At 69.8% G+C, this 22830-nt stretch carries 21 protein-coding genes and 1 tRNA gene; 9 read left to right on the top strand and 13 right to left on the bottom strand.

From position 1 onward, the window contains the following. The first annotated feature begins 75 nt into the window (after positions 1 to 75). Complete coding sequence (locus LKO27_RS13505) at positions 76 to 609, top strand: inorganic diphosphatase (protein ID WP_227738052.1); 534 nt, start codon at positions 76 to 78, stop codon at positions 607 to 609. 4 nt (positions 610 to 613) lie between these two features. Here the strand turns inward: LKO27_RS13505 and LKO27_RS13500 are convergent, their stop codons facing one another. Continuing rightward, entirely contained in the window at positions 614 to 952 is a 339-nt protein-coding gene (locus LKO27_RS13500; protein ID WP_227738034.1) for a CrcB family protein, read from the bottom strand. Beyond that, positions 949 to 1344, bottom strand: a complete 396-nt coding sequence (locus LKO27_RS13495; RefSeq protein ID WP_227738033.1) for a CrcB family protein — start codon at positions 1342 to 1344, stop codon at positions 949 to 951. The genes LKO27_RS13500 and LKO27_RS13495 overlap by 4 nt, the downstream gene beginning before the upstream one ends. A 64-nt stretch (positions 1345 to 1408) precedes the next feature. Here LKO27_RS13495 and LKO27_RS13490 point away from each other — a divergent pair, with 64 nt between their 5' ends. The 5 genes from LKO27_RS13490 (at position 1409) to LKO27_RS13470 (ending at position 6282) form a co-directional block, all read left to right on the top strand. Beyond that, complete coding sequence (locus tag LKO27_RS13490; protein ID WP_227738032.1) at positions 1409 to 2413, top strand: TRM11 family methyltransferase; 1005 nt, start codon at positions 1409 to 1411, stop codon at positions 2411 to 2413. A gap of 31 nt (positions 2414 to 2444) precedes the next feature. Further along, positions 2445 to 2930: a histidine phosphatase family protein gene (locus LKO27_RS13485; protein ID WP_227738031.1), complete on the top strand. Its 486-nt coding sequence runs from the start codon at positions 2445 to 2447 to the stop codon at positions 2928 to 2930. 140 nt (positions 2931 to 3070) lie between these two features. Next, positions 3071 to 4402 carry an ammonium transporter gene (locus LKO27_RS13480; protein ID WP_227738030.1) on the top strand — a complete coding sequence of 444 codons (1332 nt, stop codon included), beginning with the start codon at positions 3071 to 3073 and terminating at the stop codon, positions 4400 to 4402. Then, on the top strand, positions 4399 to 4737 hold the full coding sequence (locus LKO27_RS13475; protein ID WP_227738029.1) for a P-II family nitrogen regulator: 339 nt from the start codon (positions 4399 to 4401) through the stop codon (positions 4735 to 4737). The genes LKO27_RS13480 and LKO27_RS13475 overlap by 4 nt, the downstream gene beginning before the upstream one ends. Before the next feature lie 90 nt (positions 4738 to 4827). After that, entirely contained in the window at positions 4828 to 6282 is a 1455-nt protein-coding gene (locus tag LKO27_RS13470; RefSeq protein WP_227738028.1) for an NAD-dependent succinate-semialdehyde dehydrogenase, read from the top strand. A gap of 3 nt (positions 6283 to 6285) precedes the next feature. Here the strand turns inward: LKO27_RS13470 and LKO27_RS13465 are convergent, their stop codons facing one another. From LKO27_RS13465 to LKO27_RS13455, 3 genes are read right to left on the bottom strand one after another with little or no spacing between them, the layout of a single operon-like run. Next, positions 6286 to 7350 (bottom strand): glycoside hydrolase family 88 protein, encoded by a 1065-nt coding sequence (locus LKO27_RS13465; protein WP_227738027.1) that lies wholly within the window; start codon positions 7348 to 7350, stop codon positions 6286 to 6288. Beyond that, positions 7347 to 9344 carry a hypothetical protein gene (locus LKO27_RS13460; protein WP_227738026.1) on the bottom strand — a complete coding sequence of 666 codons (1998 nt, stop codon included), beginning with the start codon at positions 9342 to 9344 and terminating at the stop codon, positions 7347 to 7349. The genes LKO27_RS13465 and LKO27_RS13460 overlap by 4 nt, the downstream gene beginning before the upstream one ends. Next, complete coding sequence (locus tag LKO27_RS13455) at positions 9341 to 10759, bottom strand: MFS transporter (protein WP_227738025.1); 1419 nt, start codon at positions 10757 to 10759, stop codon at positions 9341 to 9343. The genes LKO27_RS13460 and LKO27_RS13455 overlap by 4 nt, the downstream gene beginning before the upstream one ends. A gap of 160 nt (positions 10760 to 10919) precedes the next feature. Between LKO27_RS13455 and LKO27_RS13450 the strand changes: the two genes are divergently transcribed. Beyond that, complete coding sequence (locus LKO27_RS13450; RefSeq protein WP_227738024.1) at positions 10920 to 11849, top strand: hypothetical protein; 930 nt, start codon at positions 10920 to 10922, stop codon at positions 11847 to 11849. Between the two features lie 65 nt (positions 11850 to 11914). On the opposite strand, the gene LKO27_RS13445 is transcribed toward LKO27_RS13450, so the two are convergent. From LKO27_RS13445 to LKO27_RS15640, 5 genes are all read right to left on the bottom strand, one after another. Beyond that, positions 11915 to 13000: a winged helix DNA-binding domain-containing protein gene (locus tag LKO27_RS13445; RefSeq protein WP_227738023.1), complete on the bottom strand. Its 1086-nt coding sequence runs from the start codon at positions 12998 to 13000 to the stop codon at positions 11915 to 11917. 39 nt (positions 13001 to 13039) lie between these two features. Beyond that, entirely contained in the window at positions 13040 to 13270 is a 231-nt protein-coding gene (locus LKO27_RS13440) for a hypothetical protein (RefSeq protein WP_227738022.1), read from the bottom strand. Position 13271: 1 nt separating this feature from the next. After that, positions 13272 to 13976, bottom strand: a complete 705-nt coding sequence (locus tag LKO27_RS13435) for a DUF2306 domain-containing protein (protein WP_227738021.1) — start codon at positions 13974 to 13976, stop codon at positions 13272 to 13274. After that, on the bottom strand, positions 13973 to 14659 hold the full coding sequence (locus LKO27_RS13430) for a hypothetical protein (protein ID WP_227738020.1): 687 nt from the start codon (positions 14657 to 14659) through the stop codon (positions 13973 to 13975). The genes LKO27_RS13435 and LKO27_RS13430 overlap by 4 nt, the downstream gene beginning before the upstream one ends. A 116-nt stretch (positions 14660 to 14775) precedes the next feature. Further along, the gene (locus LKO27_RS15640) at positions 14776 to 17616 is read right to left on the bottom strand and encodes a LuxR C-terminal-related transcriptional regulator (RefSeq protein ID WP_227738019.1); all 2841 of its coding nucleotides are present in this window, start codon (positions 17614 to 17616) and stop codon (positions 14776 to 14778) included. 107 nt (positions 17617 to 17723) lie between these two features. On the opposite strand from LKO27_RS15640, the gene LKO27_RS13420 reads away from it, so the two are divergent. Next, entirely contained in the window at positions 17724 to 18251 is a 528-nt protein-coding gene (locus LKO27_RS13420; RefSeq protein ID WP_227738018.1) for a GNAT family N-acetyltransferase, read from the top strand. Between the two features lie 4 nt (positions 18252 to 18255). On the opposite strand, the gene LKO27_RS13415 is transcribed toward LKO27_RS13420, so the two are convergent. Both LKO27_RS13415 and LKO27_RS13410 read right to left on the bottom strand, forming a co-directional pair. Then, complete coding sequence (locus tag LKO27_RS13415; protein ID WP_227738017.1) at positions 18256 to 19605, bottom strand: FAD-dependent oxidoreductase; 1350 nt, start codon at positions 19603 to 19605, stop codon at positions 18256 to 18258. Between the two features lie 202 nt (positions 19606 to 19807). Next, positions 19808 to 19883 (bottom strand) — tRNA-Thr (locus LKO27_RS13410). Between the two features lie 125 nt (positions 19884 to 20008). Between LKO27_RS13410 and LKO27_RS13405 the strand changes: the two genes are divergently transcribed. Continuing rightward, a complete protein-coding gene (locus tag LKO27_RS13405) occupies positions 20009 to 21226 on the top strand; it encodes an ROK family transcriptional regulator (protein ID WP_227738016.1) in 1218 nt (405 codons plus the stop codon). On the opposite strand, the gene LKO27_RS13400 is transcribed toward LKO27_RS13405, so the two are convergent. Beyond that, positions 21181 to 22827: an alpha/beta hydrolase gene (locus tag LKO27_RS13400; protein ID WP_227738015.1), complete on the bottom strand. Its 1647-nt coding sequence runs from the start codon at positions 22825 to 22827 to the stop codon at positions 21181 to 21183. The two genes, LKO27_RS13405 and LKO27_RS13400, sit on opposite strands and share 46 nt — an antisense overlap. Positions 22828 to 22830 lie beyond the last annotated feature (3 nt).

Here is a 22830-nt window from a genome sequence, read left to right as displayed (position 1 = left end):
CAAGCGCCCGCTGAGCGGGTTGTCCACAATCATAGGAGCGCGTCAGTGAGCGAAGACGTCGTCGGGAACATCGAGATGCTGCCGCCGGAGCGGCGAGTGCTGTTCGATGTGACCGTTGAGATCCCCAAGGGGACCAAGAACAAGTACGAGATGGATCACAACACGGGGCGGATCCGGCTCGACCGAACTTTGTTCACGTCGACGCAGTACCCCTACGACTACGGCTTCATCGAGGGCACGCTCGGTCAGGACGGTGACCCGCTCGACGCCATGGTGATCGGCGCGGAGCCGACGTTCCCGGGCTGCCTCATCGAGTGCTACGCCGTGGCGATGTTCCGCATGACCGACGAGATGGGCGGCGACGACAAGGTGCTGTGCGTGGCCACCGCCGACACTCGCCGCCACCAGGTCAAGGATCTCGACAGCGTCCCCGAGCACATGCTCCTGGAGATCGAGCACTTCTTCTCCGTCTACAAGGACCTCGAGCCGGGCAAGTCGGTCGAGGGCGCAACCTGGACGGGCAAGGACGATGCCGAGGAGGAGATCCACGCCTCCTTCGAGCGCGCGAAGGGCACCCCCTTCGAGCACCACCACGTGAACCTGGCCTGAGCGGCTAACCCAGCCGCAGGCCGAGCCACACCGCACCCAGGCACAGCGCCACCGTCGCGACGCCGTAGCCGACGGCCAGCGGCCAGCTGCGCCGGCCGATCTCTCGGGCGACCTGCCAGCAAGCCGACGAGAACGTCGTGAAGCCGCCCAGGAACCCGGCGCCCACCACGGTGAGCACGTCGCCGTCGAGGACCTGCGAGGCCCAACCGAGCGCGAACGAACCGGTGGTGTTGACCAGCAGCGTCGCCAGCCAGGCCGGGGCGCGCCGGGTGACCACCCAGTCGACGGTGGCCCGCGCGAGCGCGCCCAGGCCGCCCGCGAAGCACACCAGGAAGACGGTCACCTTCCCACCCCCGACGGGGCCAGCGCCGCACCGTCGCGGCGGCGCCGGATCCGGAGCGCCGCCAGGTGCCCCAGCCCAGCCATCGCGACGCCCGCGGCCACCTCCGCGACGACCACCGCGACACTTCCCGGGCCTGCGACGCCCTGCAAGGCCAGGCTGGACCAGGAGGTGAAGGCGGCCACCCCTCCGATGGCCAGGAAGGCGCGCAGGACCGTCACCCGCTGCCCGTAGGCCCCGGAGATCAGGCCAAGCGCCACGCAACCCAGCAGGTTGACGACGGCGAGCGCCACCACATCGTGGTCCACCAGTTCGAGCACGCCGAACCTGGCGCCGGTGCCCAGGAAGCCGCCGGCGAAGACTGCGCCGGCCCGGGCCGCGAGTTGCCTGTCCATTTCGGTGCGGACACTACACCGACCGTGGCGAGCGCCGGGCGCCGGACTTTGCAACACTTGTCCAATGCCCGACTACCTGCTCCTGCGCTCGCCTTCCGCCAACCGCGTCTACGCCGGGGAGGCCGCGACGCTGAGCGTCGCCGAGCTGGAGATCACGGCACCCTTCGTCTCGGGTGCCGCCGACGCGGAGATCGCCGGGGTCGGATACCTGGGCTTCGCGGCCGACGAACTCGGCGAGGCGGCGCTGGCCACCGTCGCGTCGCAGTCGACGGCCTTCGCCCTCTTCGAGCGCTCCGGGGACCTGCTGCGGCCCGTCGCGCTCCCGAAGGTGGACGTGCTCGACGACGACCTCGTCACGATCCCGAAGTACCAGGGCAAGACCAACGAGCAGTTCACCCGTCTCCTGCTCAACGTCACGCTGGCCGCCGTGACCCGGGAGCCGACGGGCCCACGCCAGATCCTGGACCCGATGGCCGGCCGCGGCACGACGCTGTCCACCGCTCTCCTGGCGGGCCATGAGGGCTACGGGGTGGAGGCCGACGTCAAGGCGTTCGAGCAGATGGCCGCCTTCTACACCACCTGGCTGCGCCGCAAGCGCATCAAGCACAAGGCGGGCACCACGCCGGTGCGGCGCGACGGCAAGGCCATCGGCAAGCGGTTCGACGCCACCGTCGGCACCGCGGCCGGCGAACTCGGCGTCGTCGCCTTCACCGGTGACACCCGCAACTCGGCGGACCTGTTCGGCAAGAAGAAGTTCGACGCCGTGGTCGTCGACGCCCCCTACGGCGTCGTCCACGGCTCCAGCACCGACGTCCACGGCACCGCCGGGAAGCGCGACCGGACCCCGGCCGGTCTGCTGCGCCAGGCCATCCCGGTCTGGGCCGGCCAGCTGATGCACGGGGGTGCGCTCGGGCTGTCCTGGAACACCCTCGGGATGCCGCGTGAGGACCTGGCCGAGGTCCTGGGCCACGCCGGTCTGGTGGTCAGGGAGGGCGGCGCCTGGGAGCGGTTCGCGCACCGCGTCGACTCCTCCATCCGGCGCGACCTGATCGTGGCAACCAAGCCCTGAGAACGCGAGTCGGGGCGCGTAGGCTGGGACGATGCGACGACTCGTACTGATGCGCCACGCCAAGACCGAGAGCAACAACCCCGGTGGCGACCACGCCCGGGAACTCCTGCCACGTGGGGTCCAGGCCGCGCAGGAGGCGGGCCAGGTGCTGCGCACCCTGGGCCTCCAGTACGCGCTGGTCTCCACGGCCACCCGGACCCGGCAGACGTTCGCGGCGCTCGGGCTGGACATCCCGGTGGAGTTCCAGGCCGCCCTGTACCACGACGGCGCGGAGACGATGCTGCAGCGCATCTCGGAGACCGACGACGAGATCACAGGCCTGCTCGTGGTCGGGCACGCCCCCACCATTCCGGCGCTGTCGGCGCAGCTCGGTTACGCCAGCTCCCCCCGCGAGGCCGACCAGCTCCAGTGCCACTTCCCCACCAGCGCGTTCGCGGAGTTCACCTTCGAGGGCTCGTGGGCGGATCTGGAGCCTGACAACCTGGAACACGTGCGGCTGGAACAGGTCAGCCGTTGACCATTCCTACCCGCAGGTGGAGTCACCACCGGCAGCCGTAACCCCGCGGTAACGGGCCGGAATCGGACTGCAACACGACTTCTTCCCATCGTTACGCTGTGACCGGTCCGCCGAAATCTCGTGCCGACAGGATTTCGGCCATGAACCTACTCGAACTCTCTGCGGGCGACACCGCCTGGGTGCTGGCCAGTGCCGCACTCGTGTTGCTCATGACTCCTGCCCTCGCCTTCTTCTACGGCGGGATGGTGCGCGCCAAGAGCGTGCTGAACATGCTGATGATGTCCTTCGCCACGATGGCCGTCGTCGGTGTGCTGTGGGTGCTCTTCGGCTTCTCGATGGCCTTCGGTGACTCCATCGGTGGCGTGGTGGGCAACCCCCTCGAATTCGCGGGCCTCGGCTCCCTGATGGCTGAGGACGCGATGGTCGGCTCCATCCCGACCATGGTCTTCGCCGGTTTCCAGGTTGCTTTCGCGATCATCGCCGTCGCCCTCATCAGCGGCGCCGTGGCCGACCGCATGAAGTTCTCCGCATGGATCGTGTTCTCCGCGGTCTGGGCCGTGCTCGTCTACTTCCCGGCCGCCCACTGGGTCTTCGCCTTCGACGACAGCGTCTCGGCCAAGGGCGGCTTCATCGCCAACACGATCGGCGCCATCGACTTCGCCGGCGGCACCGCGATCCACATCAACGCCGGAGCCGCCGCCCTGGCGCTCGCGCTGGTCCTCGGTCCCCGCCTCGGCTGGGGCCGCACCCCGATGAGGCCGCACAACCTCACCCTGGTCATGCTTGGCGCCGGGCTGCTCTGGTTCGGCTGGTTCGGCTTCAACGGTGGCTCGGCGCTGGCCGCGAACGGCACCGCCGGTCTGGCCTGGGTCAACACCCTGGCCGGCGCCTGCGCCGCCATGGTCGGCTGGCTGGTCGTCGAGCGGCTCCGCGACGGTCACGCCACCAGCCTCGGCGCGGCCTCCGGCATCGTCGCGGGCCTCGTCGGCATCACGCCCGCCTGCGCCGCGGTCAGCCCGCTGGGGGCACTGGTGATCGGCCTGCTCGCCGGCGTCGGCTGCGCCTACGCGATCGGCCTGAAGCGCAGGTTCGGCTACGACGACTCGCTCGACGTCGTCGGCGTCCACCTCGGTGGCGGCCTGATCGGCACACTGGCCATTGGCTTCCTGGCCGATCCCTCCTCCCCCACCGGGGCTGCGGGCCTCTTCTACGGCGGCGACTTCACCGTCCTGTGGGCGCAGATCCTCGGCGCCGGTGCGGTGCTCGTGTACAGCTTCGTGGTGACCCTGGTCATCGCCAAGGTCCTCGACGCGGCCATGGGCCTGCGCGTCACCGAGACCGCGGAGACCGCCGGCATCGACAACGCCGAGCACGCCGAGTCCAGCTACGACCTCAGCCAGGTCGGCTACTCCGCCTACACCGTCAAGCAGACCATCGTCATCCCCAACCGTGAAGAGGAGACCGTCTCATGAGGCTCGTCACCGCAATCGTCCAACCCGGAATGCTGACAGCCGTCCAGGTGGCCCTCGCGCAGCACGGAGTGGCGGGGATGACCGTCACCGAGTGCGCCGGATACGCCCGTCAACGCGGCCACCGCGAGGTCTACCGCGGGGCCGAGTACACCATCGACTTCCTCACGAAAGTCAAGATCGAGGTCCTCGTGGCCGACGACGAGGCCAGTGACGTGATCGACGTCATCCTCGACTCCGCCCGCACCGGGGCCGTCGGGGACGGCAAGGTCTGGTCCACCCCCGTCGATGAGGTGGTCCGGATCCGCACCGGGGAAACCGGGGCTGCCGCCGTCTAGGACCCTCTGCCCGAGTAGAGCCAGTCCCCTCCAGTCCGCAGGCTGGAGGGGATTCGGCCTTGTCCGGGCCACTCGCGATAGCCTGTCGCCATGAGCCGACGCAGCCTCCCCGAAGACCTGTCCACCCAGCTGTTCATAGGCGGCGAGTGGGTCGACGGCGCGCGGGACGCCATCCCGGTCGTGAATCCCGCCACCGGCCAGGAGCTCACCCGGGTGGCCAACGCCGACGTTGCCCAGGGACTCGCCGCCCTCACCGCCGCCGACGACGCGCGCGCGGCCTGGGCCGCCACCCCACCCCGCACCCGCTCCGACCTCCTGCGCGCAGCCTTCGACGCCGTCGTCGCCCGCCGCGAGGACTTCGCCCGCACCATGACGCTCGAGATGGGAAAGCCGCTGGCCGAGGCCGACGGCGAAGTCACCTACGGGGCGGAGTTCCTGCGCTGGTTCTCGGAGGAAGCCGTGCGCATCCATGGCCGCTACGGCACCCTGCCTGAAGGGGCGCTGCGCGCTCTGGTGATGAAGCGGCCCGTTGGCCCGTCGCTGCTGCTGACTCCGTGGAACTTCCCACTTGCCATGGCCACCCGGAAGGTGGCGCCCGCGCTGGCGGCCGGGTGCACCGTGGTGCTGCGCCCCAGCTCGGCCACCCCCCTGACGACGCTGCTGCTGACCAAGGTGCTTGCCGACGTCGGCGTCCCCGACGCCGTAGTGAACGTCATCGTGTCCTCTGAGCACGACGTCACCGACGCGATCATCGCCGACCCCCGTCTTCGCAAGCTCTCGTTCACCGGTTCCACGCCGGTGGGGCAGACCCTGCTGAAGCAGGCCTCCGACGGCGTCCTGCGCACCTCCATGGAACTCGGCGGCAACGCGCCGTTCCTGGTGTTCGAAGACGCGGACCTCGACGCCGCCGTCGCCGGGGCGCGGGCCGCGAAGCTGCGCAACATCGGGGAGGCCTGCACCGCAGCCAACCGGTTCCTGGTGCACGAGTCCGTGGCCGAGGAGTTCGCCCGCCGGCTGTCGGAGGTGTTCGCCGGCCTGGAGGTCGGCGACGGCCTTGCCGAGGGCACCGACGTCGGCCCACTGATCTCCGCCGAGGCCCGCGACGGGGTGCACGCCCTGGTGACGGGCGCCGTCGAGGCAGGGGCGGAACTGCTGACCGGCGGCGAGATCCCTGAGGGCCCGGGCTACTGCTACCCGCCCACCGTCCTGACGGGAGTGGCGGCGGACGCGGAAGTCATGATGAACGAGATCTTCGGGCCCGTCGCGCCGATCACCACGTTCCGCGACGAGGATGAGGCCCTCAGGATCGCGAACTCCACCCGGATGGGCCTGTCCAGCTACGTGTTCACCCGCGACGTCGACCGCATCCAGCGGATGGGTGCCCTGCTCGAGGTCGGGATGATCGGAGTCAACACCGGGGTGCTTTCCAACGCGGCCGCGCCCTTCGGGGGCGTGAAACAGTCCGGGCTGGGACGTGAGGGCTCGTTCGAGGGGATCGAGGAGTACCTGGAGACCGTCTACCTGGCATTGCCCGACCCCTCCTGAGGGTCAGCCGCCGAGGCGGTCCCAGTTGATCGCAGCCAGCACGAACGCCGCGATGCCGTAGGGGTGGTTGGCTCCCGTCGGGGTCCACAGGTAACCCAGGCGCGGGAAGAGGGGCACTGGGATCGTCGGGCCAGAGATCTCCGGCAGTTCCAGACGCCCCGCCCGACGGCGAACCGCGGCCGTCACCGTCGCCAGTGCCCGCTCGGCGGGCTCCCGGAAGTCCGGTCCGATGTAGCCGGCGCGGACCGAGTGGAGCCAGCCGGAGGCGACCAGCCCCGTCGCCGAGAGCTCCCGATACCCGCCGCGCGCGGGGCGGCTCCGCCGCTTGTCCGCCAGCACCGTCGGCCACGTCCCGTCCTCGTGCTGCAACCCCAGCAGCGCGTGGCTGGTGCGGGCGAGCAGCTCGATGATCCTGACGCGCTCAGGGTGCTCGGCGTCGAGCTGGTCCAGGATCATCGGCAGCGCCGCCACCACCCAGCCATTGCCACGGCCCCAGAACACGTTCGGGAACGGCCTGCGCATCCGTACCCAGTAGGAGTGGTGCCACAAACCCGAGCCCTCGTCGAACATCCGCTCGGCATAGAGCCCGGGCTGGCGCGCCGCGACTTCGACCAGTGCGCCGTCGCCCGTAGCCCGGCCGTACAACGCGGGGAAGACGCTGAACATCATCAGCGAGTCCACCCAGACCGAGCGCGGGTACAGCCAGTTCCACGGTGAGTTGCCCAAGTGGTTCACGGCGTCGTCGACGGCGCGTGGGGCAGTTCGGATGTAGTCGACGGCGCGCTCGGTCAGCGGCGCGAACCGGTCCAGCCCCCGGAGCTGGAGGGACCACGTCACGAGTGCGGGCGCGACGGTGTCGGAGGAGTGGATGGCCGGGGCGTGGTTGAGGTAGTGGTCCCCGTAGCGCTCCAGCCACGGCAGGTAGCGCGCCTGGCCCAGGTGGTCATCGAGCTGCGCGAGCGCGAACCCCAGCAGCGCCGGCCCCCACATCCACTTCAAGACCGGGCGATCCAAGCTGGCCGCGGTGACGTCGTCGCACAGCGCAACGGCGGTCTCCAGCGGGTTCACTCCCCGCCCCCGACGGCGCGCGCTCCCCCGGCGTTGGCTCCCTGCGCACCGGTGCCGCCGTCGACGACGCGGCTCCGGGCCTCCCAGTCCAGGTCGAGCGTGTGCCCGTCGTGTTCAACGTGCAGTCGGGTCGGGTTGCGCTCGGCCCTGACGAACGGGGTGTCGAACCGCGGGTAGTCGGCGCCCAGGAGCTCGCCGTCGCGGAACAGGCCACAGTCCCAGCGCAGTTCGTAGTCGATGCCGTCGATGAGCGTGGTCACTCTGCCGTGCCGGGGTTTGCGGCCCCGGGTGTGGTGGACGTGGAGGTTGCGGATCCGGGCAGTGAACTCCTCGAAGCTGCCTTCGCCGCTGGAGCCGGCCACCACCACCCAGCCGGTGACGTCGCCGCGCTGGACCACCGACTGCGGTTCGGGCTCGGCGCCGAGTTCTGCCGGGCGCAGCGTCACGATGCCGACGAAGCCGTCCCCGCAGCGCGCAACCAACCACGAGCCACCGCCGGGGTGCGGACCTATGTCGTGCTCGTCGAAGCGCTCCCTGGGCCAGAACAGGTGCGAGAACTCCAGCCGGTCGCGCTCGAGGAAGCCGCCGCGGAAGCGCAGGTCGTGGAGGGCGATCAGCACTCCCCTGTCCTGTCCCACCCGTGGGTTGATGCCGTTGCCCACCCAGGACGCCGGGGAGAAGTTGCGGGCGGCGCCGTCGAACATCGGGGCGCCGGGGTGGAGCGCGAACACCGGCACGCCCCCCGGGAGCACCGCCTGCCAGATGTGCTGCTGGTCGCCGAAACCGCCGGGCTGGTAGCCCTGCGCACTGGAGAGCAGGTAGTGGGGTGTGCGCCAGGTCTGCACGTTGGCCCGCTGGATGGCAACACCCTGCGTCGCGGGGTTGAGCAAGCGCACCAGGCCGGGCATGAGGGATGCTGGTACGTGCCGGAAGGCCCCGAGTGGTTCCAGGAACCGGTTGGTGTGCATCCGCCAGCGGCGCACCATCTCCATGGTGATCCGGATGGACTCCGGGGTGGTGAACGCCTCCATCAGCCAGAAGAACAGCCCCGTGGTGGCGACGTCGTCGGCAGGCCCCACCTCGCCGACCACCTCGTCCAGGTCGAGGCCGAAGCTCTCCCTGATGAGCACCTCACCCGGTTCCGCCGCGATCCTGCGCAGCACCTCCGGGGTCTCGTACGAGCTGACGACGAAGTGCCCGCCGGTCTTGTCCAGCGTCGGCCGGAACTCCCGCCCGAAGGCGTGGTCGGCGACGTCGTTGGTGTCGGCCCGGCGCGGGTCCTTCTTCTGCACCTCGTAGGCCCGGCCCGCCGATGAGATGAAGAACCGCTCGAAGCGGTGCATGGCGATGTCGAGCAGGAGCAGGTCCAGCACCGTCGTCGCCCCGGTCACCACCTCCTGGTCCTCGGCGTGGTCCACCAGCAGCCCCAGCGGTCCGGCGTCCTCCTCGTAGTAGGTGTTGGAGTTCCACTCCGTGAAGCCGTAACGGAAACGGTGAGCGAACCACTGCTGGAGCCGTTCGCGGCCCCGCCGCTGGCGCTCGCGACCGGTCAGCCGTCGGCCATCCGGTCCGGGGTTGGTGAACTCCTCGTCGGGGTAGAGCTGTCCGGCCAGGTACTCGCAGGTGGCGAAGATCACCTGGTGGTTCTCCGACCAGAAGCACATGGAGTCCTCACCGGGCTCGTCCATCCAGTACCGGAAGCCGAGCAAAGAACCACGGATGCGCTCGCTCGCCGCCTGCGACAGGTGCGGGTTGCCGCTGTAGGCGATCCGCAGGAGCGTGAGGACCCGGAAGTCGGCGCAGTCGAAGCGGGTGTCGACGAACTCGCAGATGGTCTCGATGGGCCCCTCGTCAAAGGGTTCCCCGGCCACCACCTTGTCCAGGTCGGACAGCCCCGACGCCGACATCTTGATCCCCATGCCGGGGTCGTCGGGCTGCGGCGGGGTGGTCTCGCGGCCCAGGGAACGCAGCCAGAGGGCGAGCGAGGTGATCATGCGGGCTCCTCCTGTGGTTGGACGGCGCCGCGACGACGGACGAGTTCGGCCTGGTTGGCCAGCGCCACCGTGCGGCTCAGCGGGTAGCGGCGGGAGATGAACCAGCCGAGCGACATCAGCCCCGCGATGCCGACGAGCATGAACACCCTGATCCCCCACACCGCGGACTCCGGCTGGGTTGGGACCTCGTTGGCCACCGGCGCCAGGTAGCCGGAGAACTGCAACACCAGACCCAGCGACTGGATCACCAGCGCGGAGGCAATGCCCCGGGTGAAGGTCATCAGCCCGGCGTAGGAGCCGGCATTGCGCTGCCCCGTCTCCAATTCGGCCGCGTCGAGGACGTCGGGGAACATCACCCAGCACATCAGCTGCGCGCCGGCCATCCCGGAGGCCAGCACGAAGGCGAAGCCGTAGACCAGGGCCACCGGACCGTCCGCGGGGAACAGGGCCACCGCGAACGCACCTGCCAGCGCGAGCGGAATCAGCGTCCGGTACACGCGAACCTTGGAAACCCGGCCCACCAGCCAGCTCACGATCGGGTAGGCGATCACGTTGACCGCGATGAACACACCGAGGAAGACCTGGGAGTTCGCCCCCACCACCACGTAGAGGGCGTAGTAGAGGACGGTCGCGGAGACGATGTCGAAGGCGAGCGCCTGACTGAGGTACATGCCCAGCAGCCTGCGGAACGACGGCGTCCGCAACGGCGCGACGAAGGTCGCGGCGTCGAACCGGTCCTGCTTCGGCGGGATCGGGACGCGTTCGCGACAGAACAGGGCGACGCCGAGCATGACCAGCATGAACACGGTCCCGAACCCCAGCACGATCGCGGCGTACATCGTCGACAGGTCCATGGAGCCGGCGCGGTACTGGCCGAAGAGCCAGGACGCCAGCAGCGTCACGCTGGCCGAGGCCACGGTCGAGAACAGCAGGCGGGTGGTGTTCACCAGGTTGCGCTGGTCGTAGTCGGTGGTGATCTCCGTCGACATCGAGGCGTACGGGACTGCCATCACGGTCTGGACCGTGTTGTAGCCGATGTAGGAGACCATCGCCCAGACCATCTTGCCGACCTGCGACTCCAGCACCGGGAAGGGCAGCCAGAGCAGCGCCATGATCGGTATCAGCAGCAACGCCCCTGCGAGGATGAACGGGCGACGGCGGCCCCAGCGCGTGCGCGCCCGGTCGGAGATCGCACCCATGAGGGGGTCGTTGACCGCGTCCCAGGTCTTCGCCACCAGAACGGCCGTGCCGGCCAGCCCCGGAGCGAGCTTGATTACGTCGGTCAGGAAGATCAGGTACATCACCGCGATCAGCGACGAGGCCCCACCCGCGAAGATGTCTCCTGCCGCAAAGGTGAGGCGCTCGCGCACGGTGATGTCGCCCGGGACCCTGCTCGCGGCGCTCTGCTGGCTCACGGGCCCCAGTCTGGCAGACCGATCGACCCCACCGGCGGCAAGCGTGGAACATGCGGGTCCGAACTCCGACCCGCATGCGCCACCCTTTTGACGGACCCGGTTTCCACAGCCACCAGCCCCATATGACGCGCGACGCGCCCCCACAACCAGAGTGCGACGTATGAGGAAGAAGTTCCCGGTCCCGACCGGACTCTCGGCCCTGATCACCGCCCAGGGCGGCATGTTCACCGTTGCCCAGGCCAGCGCGCTGGGCGCAACCCATTCCGTGCTGGCGAGGTGGCGCAAGGAGCGCCGTTGGTACCGGGTGGGACAGGACCTGTGGTCGGTGAACGAGAACCCGACGTGGGACGGCTGGGCGTGGGGTGGCGTCCTGCTGGCCGGCGACGGAGCCGCGCTGGGAGGGCTGGCCGCAGCGCATCTGTGGGGCTTCGCGCCGGAGCCCGAGGTCATCGACGTCTGGGGAGCCAAGAAGTCTCGCCAGCGCCCCGGCGGGCGTTGGCGATTCCGGCGGGGCAAGCGGCTGGGTCTGGGCGAGCCGGCCAAGGTCTGCCGGGAACAGGCAGTCCTCGAACTGTGCTCGGAGGCCCAGGACGAGGACGAGGTCGTCGGGCACATCACCACGGCGCTCGCGAACACTCCGATGACCGCCGGCTCCCTGCAAGGCTTCGCCTCAAACACCCGCACGCAGCCCTACCGATCGTTGATCCTCGACGTCCTGGCCGAGCACCGGACGGGGGTGCACAGCCCGCTGGAGCGGCGCTACGTCCACGACGTCGAGAAGCCGCACGGCCTTCCCGCCGGCCAGAGGCAGCAGAGCCACTCCGCAGGAACGCAGACCGACGTGTCATACGAGGAGTACCTGGTGCTGGTCGAGCTCGACGGAAAGGCCCACCACAAGGGCTTGGTGGCCCACGCAGACATGGCCCGCGACAACCGCCACGAACTCATGGGGTTGCGAACGTTGCGGTACGGCTGGAAGGCGCTGCTGAGTCCTTGCCAGGTCGCACGCGAGATCGGGCAGGCACTCCAGAGGGGCGGTTGGACGGGTTCGGTCTCCAAGTGCGCCCGCTGCAAGCGTGTGCCGGACTGACCCGTCGGGAAGAGTGGCGCATGCGGGTCCGAACTCCGACCCGGATGCGCCACCCTTGGGACCGGTCAGGGGGTGGTGAAGGGGAACCGTTCGAACTGGTCGGCCAGCGCGGCACGGACAGGCTGGCTGAGTGGCGTGAACTCGACCACCTCAAGCGTCCGCTTGCCCGGCCGGCCACCCCGCTTCCAGAGGCCGAGCACCTGGCCGTCGACGACGACGCTGCGGCCGAAGACGCCGTTGTTGCCCGGCACCAGGCGCTGGTGTTCCTCCTCCGTCATCGCGAACAGCCTGTCCTGGTAGCCGAGGATGAACTCGTCGAACCCAGGCAGCAGCACCGGTGAGGCGACGGCGTCGCCGAGTTCCCGGACCTCCTCACGCAGGCCGGGGCGCCAGTAGGTGGGCTCAGGCTCCGTGCCCACTTCGAACTCGCCCACCACCAGGTCCAGCGCGGCGCGGGCCTCGCGCAGGGTGAGCTTGGTCCACCAGGCGAAGTCGCGGATGGTGGCGGGACCGTGGGAGTTCAGGTAGCGGCGCAGGAACTCGGCCGCGGCCGCGATGCGGTCGCCGTTGAAGCGGTCCTCGAGCCCGGTTCCGGCAGGCACCCAGGTCTCGGCGAGCACCACGTTCTGGTCCTTGCCGTTCCACGGACCGTAGAACAGCACGGTCTCGGAGACCATGCGTCCGAGCAGGTGGTAACCCGGACCACCCTTGGTCGGCTGGCCGTCGGCCTCCCACAGCGCGAACAGGTCGGCGCGGGAGAGCCCGTTGGGCGCCTCGGCCAGCGCGGCCACTGCCACCTCCCGGGCCCGGGCCATGCGGTCATCGTCCAGGCCGAGCTGGTGCTGGCGAGCCCGCGCGGCCTTCATGGCGGGCAGCGCACAGAGCTCGCCCATCCACGTCGCGTCGGTGGCCGGCATCAGGAAGACGGTGCCGCGCATCGGGTAGCCGCGCACGATCTCTCCTGCATCCATGGCTGCGGTGACCGCTGACGCCTCGGACCCGCTCCGGAGGGCGGCCGAGGCAACTACCCCGGGCAGGTCCTGGCCCTGCATGGCCCCGTGGGCGGCGACGGCCTCACCCGGCGACCCGTACGGCTGGGTGACCAGGCCTTGGGCGACGAGGCGGGCGCGACCGAGCAGCTTGTCTGGCATGCGACCATTCCTACCAGCACTGGGGTCCGACGTCCGTGTCTACTGTGCCTTGGCAACGGGGTTCACCGAGACGAGCGGAGCACCCAGGTCGCGGATCCTGCCGATCAGGCCGTGCAGTTGCGCCTGGTCCCTGACCTCGCCGCGGATTGTGGTGGTGCCGTCGTCGTGCGCAGTGACCGTGAGGCCGTCGAACCAGTCCGACCAGCGCTGCTCCAAGTGCCCCAGCACCCGCAACTCATACTGGCTGGGAGAGGTCTGGCGCCGAGGCATGTCAGGACACCGTCATAACGGTTGCGCTCCGCTCGGTTCGCCGGACGCCGGGACGGCGGATCACCCATTCGGCGACCGCGGCGTTGATCAGCCATCCCGCACTGACCGACAGGGCGGTGCTGAGGTCGCTCTTCCCGAACAGGCCTTCTCCGAGACCCTGCGTGAACGCCTGCGTGCCGGCAGCCACGGCGAGCGCGTAGGCCCGGATCATCCAGGCACGGTGCGCGAGGACGTCGCCGCGACGGATGGCTGCCACTCCCAGCACGAGGCTGGAGGCCATGGCCACGGCAACTGCAATCCGGACCGTCCACAGCAGGAGACCGCCTGGGGCATCGTGGTAGAACAGCGTCATCCACAAGCCCGAGCCCGCCACCGCCAGCCCAGCAGCAACCAGTAGCCGCCCTGCTCCACGGTGCCATGCGGGGTGGCCGCGTCGGATTCGAGCGGGGAACTGGAAGGCTCCTGCCAAGGCGAACACCGCGGCCCCGACCACGTGGACCACCAGCGGCGCGGGAGAGGCCGCGATGCGGGCGTTATCCGGCAGCAGCCGTTCACCGCCGGCCAGCTCCAGGACGCGCAGCGAGCCTGCGATGAGCGGGATCATGACAAGGACCGCCAGCGCGACGGGGACCCGCCACGCCGAGCCACGGCCGCCCGGCGGACGCTGTCGCGCTGGCCGGGCGGTGGCGAGGGAGTACCGGGTCATCTGGCACCAGCTGTGGAGGGATGCTCGTCTGCAGGGATCGGCGTCGACGAGGCGATTGCGCGGGTGGAGCGCCACAGCGAGAAGCCGAGCGCGACCAACGCCACGCCGTTGGGGACTGCGAGCAGCCGGTGGAAGGCGTCTGGGAGCAACGACAGACCAAAGGACACCAGGCCTCCGATGGCGAGAAGCGCAGAAGCCCAGCGCCACAGCACGCCTGCGCGGAAGAGCGCGATGCCGAACACCGTGCCACCCACCAGATAGGCGAGACCCTGGATCTGGATCATCGTCTGCAGGATGCCGATGTCACTGGCCGGCTGGCCGCCGTCGGCGGTGATCAGCACGGCGTTGACGAAGCCCGGCAGTTCCGGCGCGATCGCCGGCAGGACGAAGGCCGCAAGGAACGAAGAGCACAGGATCAGCAGGTAACCCGCTGCGAGGCCCAGGAAGCCGACGAGTCCGACGATCCCATTGCGCCGCACCTGGCTGAGGTACATCCCGGTGATGCCGATCAGCGCAAACACCGCCATCAGCAACTTCAGGGTGTTGCGAACGGCCAGCTCAAGAGTGGTGATGGTGTTGGCGTCCAACGGTGGGTGGTTCACCTGGACCCCGAGGAAGATGAGGCCAGCGGCCGCTGCCGCGACGCCCGCCCCCCGGGTGAGGGTCTTCGTGGTGATGTTCATAGCCGGCTCCTTGTCCGCGTCCCGCGTCGTTGTGCCGCGATGACTGCTCGAAACCTACGGCGCGCTCCGGTGAGCGGGCGTCACCACGTGTGGTGACCCACAGTGTGATTGCCGGACTAGAGCAGACCGAGTTCGCGACCCCGCCGGACAGCGGCCGCCCGGGTGCCGACGTCGAGTTTGGTGTAGATGCGCTTGGTATGTGTCCGCAGCGTGTTGAGGGACACGAACAGCTGCCGGGCAAGTTCGGGCCCGGTGAGGTCGCCGGGCAGGAGCCGGAGGATCTCCAGTTCTCGGCGGCTGAGCGGGTCGGGCAGCGAGGGCATGTCGGCTGGCGTGGGTGGTCGTGGGACCAGCCCCAGCCCCACGGACGCTTCATCCGTCGGCGCAGCCGAGGGTGCCGGCACTCCCTCTGCGGCCCGCAGGAGTCGCTGCGCGTGCCGCCGAAGCCGTCCGCTGTCGACGCCCCCAGTCAAGGATGCGTTCCCGTCGTCGGTTTCGGGCGGCTCATCATCGGCAGTCCGCAGGAGAGCCAGCATCGCAGGACCCTCATCCAGGAACAGTCGGACGTAGCCGTCCGGGTCTGGCGCCAGCGCCAGGGCGACGCCGAGCACGGCAAGCGCATCCGCCATCCGTCCGGCAGCGTGCAGTGCGAGCGCGCGCAGCACGCGGATCTCCAGCAGGCTGCCCGCACGCTTTGGCGCGGCGTCGGCCTCAAGGCGATCCAGCAGCCCGAACACCTCATCCAGAGCGCGGGGGGTGGCCACCGCACGGAGTACCCCCTGCGAGTGCCTTTGCTGCCCGAGTAGCAGCCGGACAAGGGTGAGATGTTCGTACTCTCGGAGGAAGGTCGCGGGCCGGCTTGCCGAGACCCCATGCTCACGCGCCCATTCCCTGGCCGTGTCGAGATCCCCGGCGGCGATGTGGAGTCGCGCCCGGATCGCCGGTATGGGGCGGATGTCGGGGTAGGAGCCCGCCCGGTAGCGTTCTTCCGCCTCGTCCAGCAGTTGAAGGGCGACGGCATGTTCCCCCTGCGCGGCACGCACCTGGGCCGTGACCACGTACCAACGGTGACGGTTCTCCGTGATGGAACCGTGGACCCCGGCAGCTCTGGCGGTCTCCAGGTGCGCCTCGGCCGCGGCCAGGCGTCCCTGCTCCCGTTCCAGGTCCGCCAACGCGACGTGGAGGTCCGGCACCGCGCGCGCATGCGGCTCGCCGATCGCGGAGACCGACTCGAGCGCCGCGTCGTACTCCTCCCGAGCGCGCTTGGGCTTTCCGGCCGTCACCCACATGTCGCCGAGGACGACGCTCATGTCGAGCGCGTCAACCACGTTGCCCGCGGCCCGGAGACTGCTCCGGGCAGCTGTGAACGTGGTCAGCGCCTCCTCAACACTGCCCGTGGCCCAAGCGGCCAGCCCGACGAAGCCCGCCGCGCTGCCTCGGGTGAGATGGTCCCTCGGCTCCGCCATCGCCAAGGCCTCACGGGCATGCCGCGCCGTCGCTGGAACGTTGCCGCGCGCCTGCGCGAGGGCAGCGCGGTACAGCCGGATCGTGGCGGGGGCGCGCCTCAGGTCCTCGGTGTCGGCCCAGGAGGAGCGGAGGCTCGGGTCCTTCACGCCGGCCGCCAGGGCGGCGTCGGCCGCGTCCAGCCGGGCCTCCATGGCGGCAAGGTCACCGGCCAGCATCATCGACCACGCCGATGCGACTCCAAGGACGGGGCTGGCTCGCACCACGGGCTCCGGCAGGGAACGCACCGCTTCGAGCAACACACTGTCCCGGCGCGCCCGGCGCAGTTCGGGGATGGCCCGTTCCACCAGTTCCGCGGCGCGGCCCGGTTCCCCTCCCGCGACGGCGTGCCTCACCGCTTCGGGAAGGAAGCCCTGCCCTTCGAACCATCGGCTCGCGACGGCGTGCAGGTCTTGCGCCACCCCCGGCTCCTCAGCCGCGAGCCGTGCGCGCAGCACGTCGCCGAAAAGGTGGTGGTACCTGTACCAGTTCCGCTCGGCGTCCAGCGGCACCAGGAACAGGTTCGCCCGTTCAAGTTCGTCCAGCACCCCGCTGCCACCGGTGCCTCCGGTGACGGCGTCGCAGAGAGGACCGTTCAGGCGGTCGAGGACGGACGTTCGCAGGAGGAACGTCCTCACTTCCTCGTCCTGCCGCGCCAGCACCTCATCGACCAGGTAGTCGATGACGAAGCGGTGGCTCCCGGTGAAGGCCTCGATGAACCCTGCGACGCGTCGTGGTGTGACTCCTCGCAGCGAGAGACCAGCGAGTTGGAGTCCCGCGGCCCAGCCCTCGGTACGCTGCTCCAGAGCCCTGATCTCGGGCCCGCCGAGTTCGAGTCCCATCACGTCGTTGAGGAACTCGCCGGACTCCGACCCGGAGAACCGGAGCTCCGCGGCGCGCACCTCGGTCAACTGCCCGCGACCGCGCAGCCGCGGGAGTGGCAGCGGCGGGTCCGCCCGGGTGGCGAGCAGCAAGTGCAGATTCTCGGGGGCGTGGTCCAGCAGGAACGTCACAGCCTCGTGCACGTCAGTCTTGGTTATCGCGTGGTAGTCGTCGAGCACCAGGAGCCAGTGCTCCTCGGGCCGTTCCCACCCTGCTCTGGCGGCTGCGTTGACGACGGCGGTCAGAGCGTCCGTGGGAGGTGACTTGGGCAGCTCTCCGGCGTCGGAGCCCAGTTCCAGGCCGGCTCCGGTCAGCGCGGCCACCAGATGGGTCAGGAACCTGGACGGCTCGTTGTCGGCATCATCGAGTGAGACCCAACCCACGCGCTCCCGCCCGGAGACCCACTGGGCCAGGAGCGTTGTCTTGCCGAAACCGGCTGGCGCGGAGATGAGGGTGAGGCGGTGGCCAGGGTGCAGGGCGGCACCCAGGAGTTCGGCCAGACGCGGGCGGGCGACCGACCCGGCGCGGGGGGTGGGCGGGAAGAGTTTGGTGGCCAGCACCTCGATCGACACCCATGGATCATACGGCCGGGTGCTCGCAGGGGTGAACTGTGGCACAGCGGGTCGACACTCGGACCCGCTTGGTCCGGGCCTGAGTGGCCCTTGCGCAGGCTTGCGCCGTGCGCGAGGCTGTGGCCGTGACCGAGAACGACTCCTCCTGGCTCCCGGAGGACTGGGACCATCCCCTGCGTGTGGACCTGCCCACGGGGCACCACCTGCGCCCAATTCGCGCGGACGACGTCGAGTTGGACATGCCCGCCGTCATGGGGTCGCAGCAGCGGCTGTGGTCCATCTACGGCAAGGCCTGGGGCTGGCCCCCGGCGTCGATGACGGCGGAGCAGGACCGGGAGGACCTGGCGCGCCACGAGGCCGAGATCGCCAGCCACGAGTCGTTCAACTACGCGCTCTTCGACGAGGGCGAGACCGAGTTGCTGGGCTGCGTCTACATCGACCCACCGGAGAAGCCGGGAGCCGACGCCGAGATCTCCTGGTGGGTGGTCGACCGGCTCGTCGGCAGCGACGTCGACGCCGCGCTCGAGGAACTCGTCCCGGAATGGATCCGGACGAAGTGGCCCCTGTCACGGCCACGATACGTGGGACGGGACCTCTCCTGGGACGAGTGGCTGGCCCTGCCGGACCTGGACTGACCGCTCAGGCGCTGTGCAGCGCCACCACGGCGGCCACCTCGTGGCCGGAGCGCACCGCACCCTCCATGTAGCCGTTGAACCGGGGCGCGTACTCGGCGCCGGCCCAGTGCAGCACGCCGTCGGACTCCCCCAGCGCCGGGCCGTTCGCCGTCCAGACGCCCGGCGCGAAGTGGGCCCCATGGCAGCCGCCGGTGTAGACCTCGGCCGACCAGTCCCGCTCGACGTACTCCAGCGGCTTCGCGGCGATGTCACCGAAGGTGCGCACCACTGAGTCAACGAACGCCCGCTCGCGGAGGGTGACCGACCGCTTCGACAGTGAGTCCGCGTCGGCTCCCTCGAAGAACCCCATGAGCAGCCCCCGCTGGCTGTCACCCGTGGTGGTGTCGAACGTCACGCGCACGGGGCCCTCGTCGGCGCTGGACTGGCCAGACAGGCCCTCCTCGCGCCAGAAGGGGGTCTCGTACACGAGGTAGGCCTTGATGACGTTGCCACCGGCGACCTTGTCCGCGGTCTCCGCGCGCCATTCGGGCAGCGGCGGCTCGTGTTGCAGCTTGACCGCCAGCTTGGGAGGGAGGGTGGAGACGATGTGCCGCGCCTGGACGCGTTCGCCGTTCTCCAGGACGAGCGTGCCGGATTCAGCCGAGTGCTCGACCTTGACCACAGGGGTGCCCAGCCGGACCCTGTCCCCCAGCTCATCGGCCATGGCCTCGACGAGGGCGTACATGCCGCCGTCGACGCGCAGCTGGTTCAGTCCGCCATTGGAGGCCAGCATGGATTCCAGATCCGGCCCGGAGTTGACCTCCATGAGGCCCTCCTGCAGCGTGGTGCCGTTCTCCAGGGGGCCGAAAGCGGTCTGGTAGACCTTCTTGAAGCGCTTCTGCGCTCCGACGGTGCGCAGGTTGGTGGTGACCCAGCGGTTCAGGTCCTGGCCGAGCCAGACGTGGTTGGCCTTGGCCCAGGCCTCGTCCTCGCGCAGCCGCTGGCCGAGGCGGCGCAGGCGCAGGAGCCCGCTGCCGAGGTCGGCAACCTCGAAGGGTGTCAGTTCCGAGGACTCCTCGGTGGAGGGCAACGGCATCGTCTTGCCGCGCAGGCGCACCATCAGGTGGCCGCTGGCCGGGTTGCCGATGGTCTTGAGACCGAAGTGTTCGATGAGTTCACCGATGGAGTCGTGGCCGCCGCCGATCCACTGGCCGCCGAGCTCGACGTACTGTCCGTCGGCGAGGATGCCGTTCTCGACCCGGCCACCCACGCGATCCCGCGCTTCTATGACGACGACGTCGAGACCACGCCTGACCAGGTCCCGGGCGGCGGTCAGCCCCGCCAGACCAGCTCCGATGATGGCGCAGTCCAGCATGTCCCCTCCTCGTGTCACTTGGGCGCGCGGTCCGCACCAGCCCAACCAGAGTACAAGGGGGGCACCCGGGCCCCGAACACCACCCCTGCCTACGGATCCTGCGACCGCATGTTATTGCGCCCACCGGAACTGCACCCACGGCGTCGCGAGCCCGCCACGAAGAACGCGAACCCCGGCCATGGACCGAGGTTCGCGCTGGTGCTGGAGCCGCCCACGAGAATCGAACTCGTGACCTACGCTTTACGAGAGCGTCGCTCTGCCTACTGAGCTAGGGCGGCAGCAAGCAAGAACTATAGCGGTGTCTGCCGCAACGCGAAAAGTCCGCCGATGTGCTCCGAGACCCGCGTGTCGGTTTGACAGACCCGTGCGGGGATTCGTGCTATGCGTGGTGGACAATAGCTGTATGGAGACAAGCGGCCACGGCGCCAACCCGAGTTCCGTCCGAGGGTGGAACGAGTACGCCGTGGTGACCTCACTGCGCGAGGGACCCAAGCGCGTCTCCGCCCTTGCCACGGCCACCCGCCTGACGCCTGCCGCCCTCGGAGACGTATTGCGCGGATTGCAGGACAAGGGGTGGGTGAACGTCAGTGCCCCGGTGAAGGCTGGCCGCGGGAGGCCCGCCCAGCTCTACCGGCTCCGGCACCCCAGGGCCTGCCTGGTCGGACTCGACGTCGGCTCGCACGCCACCCGCGCAGTCGTCGTCGACCTTTCGGGGAAGGTGCTCTCCCTGTCCGAGGACCGATCCGACGCCCACGCCTCGGTGGCTGAGCGTCGGAGAGTCGTCGGGTCCGTGCTGAAGCAGGCAATGACCGACGCCGGACCGCATCCGGTGTGGCTGACCATGCTCGCGGTGGGCGGTCTCATCGACACCAGTGGCCGCATCCTGAAGTCGGTGGCGCTGCCGGAGTGGGAGGGCCGCAACCCTGCGGCCCTGTTCGCCGACCGGCTCCCCAGCAGGTCTCTCGTGGTCAACGACGTCCGCGCGGCCACCTGGGCCGAGCACGTCGCCGGGGCCGCCAGGAATCACGACGACGTGATGCTGGTCCACCTCGGGAGACGGCCCTCGCTCGGGCTGCTGCTGGGCGGCGTACCGCGTCGCGGCGCCCACGGCATGGCCGGCGACATCTCCCTCAACCCGCTCCTGCCGAGCGAGGAGCGGATGGACTGGATCCGGCGCTTCGACGGCGACGACCCCCTTGGCGACGCTGTCCGCGCCGCACTGGCGGGCGACGCCGATGCACTGGCCGGCGCCGTCGGATACGTGGAATCCATCTCGCCCGCGCTGGCTCTTGCGACGTCGGTGGTGGACCCGGCGGTCGTGGCCATCTCCGGGGCGCTGGCGCCGCTGGCGCCGCACTTCCTGCCGGGCCTGGTGCGCCACGTTGCCGAGCGCGTCCAGGCGCCCCCGCTGGTGGTCGCGTCCGCCCTCGACCAGTACGCGACGGCGCTGGGCGCCGCACTGCTCGGGCTGCGCCGGCTCCGGGACCTGCTCGCGTCACCGACCGCGGGCGTCGCCCCGCTCACCCGGGAGGAACTGGAACTGCGGCTGGCGGCGGCGGGGTCGTCGGGCGTGGATCAATTGCAGGTGGTGCCGTCGTCGGGGACCGTTCCGTCCTCGTAGAACTCGGTGAGGACCCGGTTCAGACACTCGTTGTCCCCGGTGGCCGAACCGTGCCCGGCGCCCTCGAAGGTCACCAGCACACCGGAGACCAGTTGCTCGGCCATCGTCACCGCGTGCTCGTAGGGGGTTGCGGAGTCACCTGTGGTGCCGATGACCAGCAGCTCAGGAGCGCCCTTCCCGGTCAGCTTGAGCCGGGGGGCCGAGTCCGCGGTCCACAGCTCGCAGACCAGGTCCATGCCGGCGTTGGGAGCCAGCACAGGTGCCTTGGGGATGATCTCGGCGAACCGCTCGTAGGACGCCTCGACGCCCTCGTCCGGCCAGTCGGCGCACCGCATCGCCGGGAACGCGAGGATGCTGGGCCCGCCGCGTCCGTTCAGGTTGTCAGCGGCGCTCAGGAGGTCCCCACCCCGACCCTGCATGGCCTCCATGACCACGTAGGTGAGGCCCTCGTAGGCCTCCTCGTCCGCGTAGAGGAAGGCCATGACGCCCGTCGTCCCCAGGCCCTGCGTGACCTCACGGTCCCCCACTGCGATGGGATCGGAGTCCAGTCCCGTGAGGAAGTCGTCGATGGTGGCGAGCACTTCGTCACGGGTGTTGCCGAAGGTGCAACGCTCCTCGGCGGCACACCAGTCGGCGTAGTTGCGCAGCGCGAGTTCGAAGCCCTCGATCTGGGAGACGGCCTCGTCGTCGGTGATGTCGACGGCGGAGTCGAGCACCATGCGGCCCACCCTTTCGGGGAACAGCTCTGCGTACATGGCGCCCAGGTAGGTCCCGTAGGACACGCCCAGGAAGTTGAGCTTCTGGGCGCCGACCAGATGGCGCATCAGGTCCAGGTCCCGGACCACCTCGATGGTGGTGAGGTGGTCCAGCAGTTCACCAGAGGCGTCGCGGCACTGCTTGGCGAACGCCGCCCAGCCGTCGACCAGGGCCCTTTCCTCGGCCGGCTCGTCCGGGGAGCCGTCGAGTTCATAGACCTCGTCGGTCTGTTCCTGGGTGCCGCACGCGACCGCGGTCGACTCCCCCGTGCCGCGCGGGTCCCAGGCGATCTTGTCGTACCCGGGCCAACGATCATTGCCGATGCTCTCGGCCATGAACTGGCCACCGACGCCGGGGCCACCGGGGTTGAGGAACATCGGGTCGTGCTGGGGATCGTCGGAGGGCACCTTGCGCATCGCGATCTCCAGGGCGGCCTCGCCGGGCTTCTCCCAGTCGAGCGGAACGCGAATCTTCGCGCACAGGGCGCCCTCACCGCAGGCGGCCCAGTTGACCGATTGGGTCCAGTACCCCGTGAGGTCCTGGCTGAGGGGCTCCTCCAGGTCGACGGTCGGAGCGGCGGCCTCGACGTCGAGCTGGCGGTCCGGGTTCAGTTCCGGCTCCGTGGGCCAGGTCTCGTGCTCGGCCACAGGCATCTGGGGGACGCCGGGCTGCGGATCGCCGGGCTGCACGGGCGCCCCGGACTGCTCCGACGGTGACGCCGACGGCGAGGCCGGGGTGTCCCGCGGCGCACCGCCGACCATCCCACCGAGGAAGAACGACGCCACCAGACCGATGGCGACCACAACGAGCAGTCCCTGCGTCCAACCGACCCAGTTTCGTTTCATCAA

It is taken from the genome of Tessaracoccus sp. OS52 (assembly GCF_020687685.1).
Taxonomy (GTDB): Bacteria; Actinomycetota; Actinomycetes; order Propionibacteriales; family Propionibacteriaceae; genus Arachnia.
The sequence above is the reverse complement of the archived record's forward strand: the minus strand, read 5'-3'. Positions and strand labels throughout refer to the sequence as shown.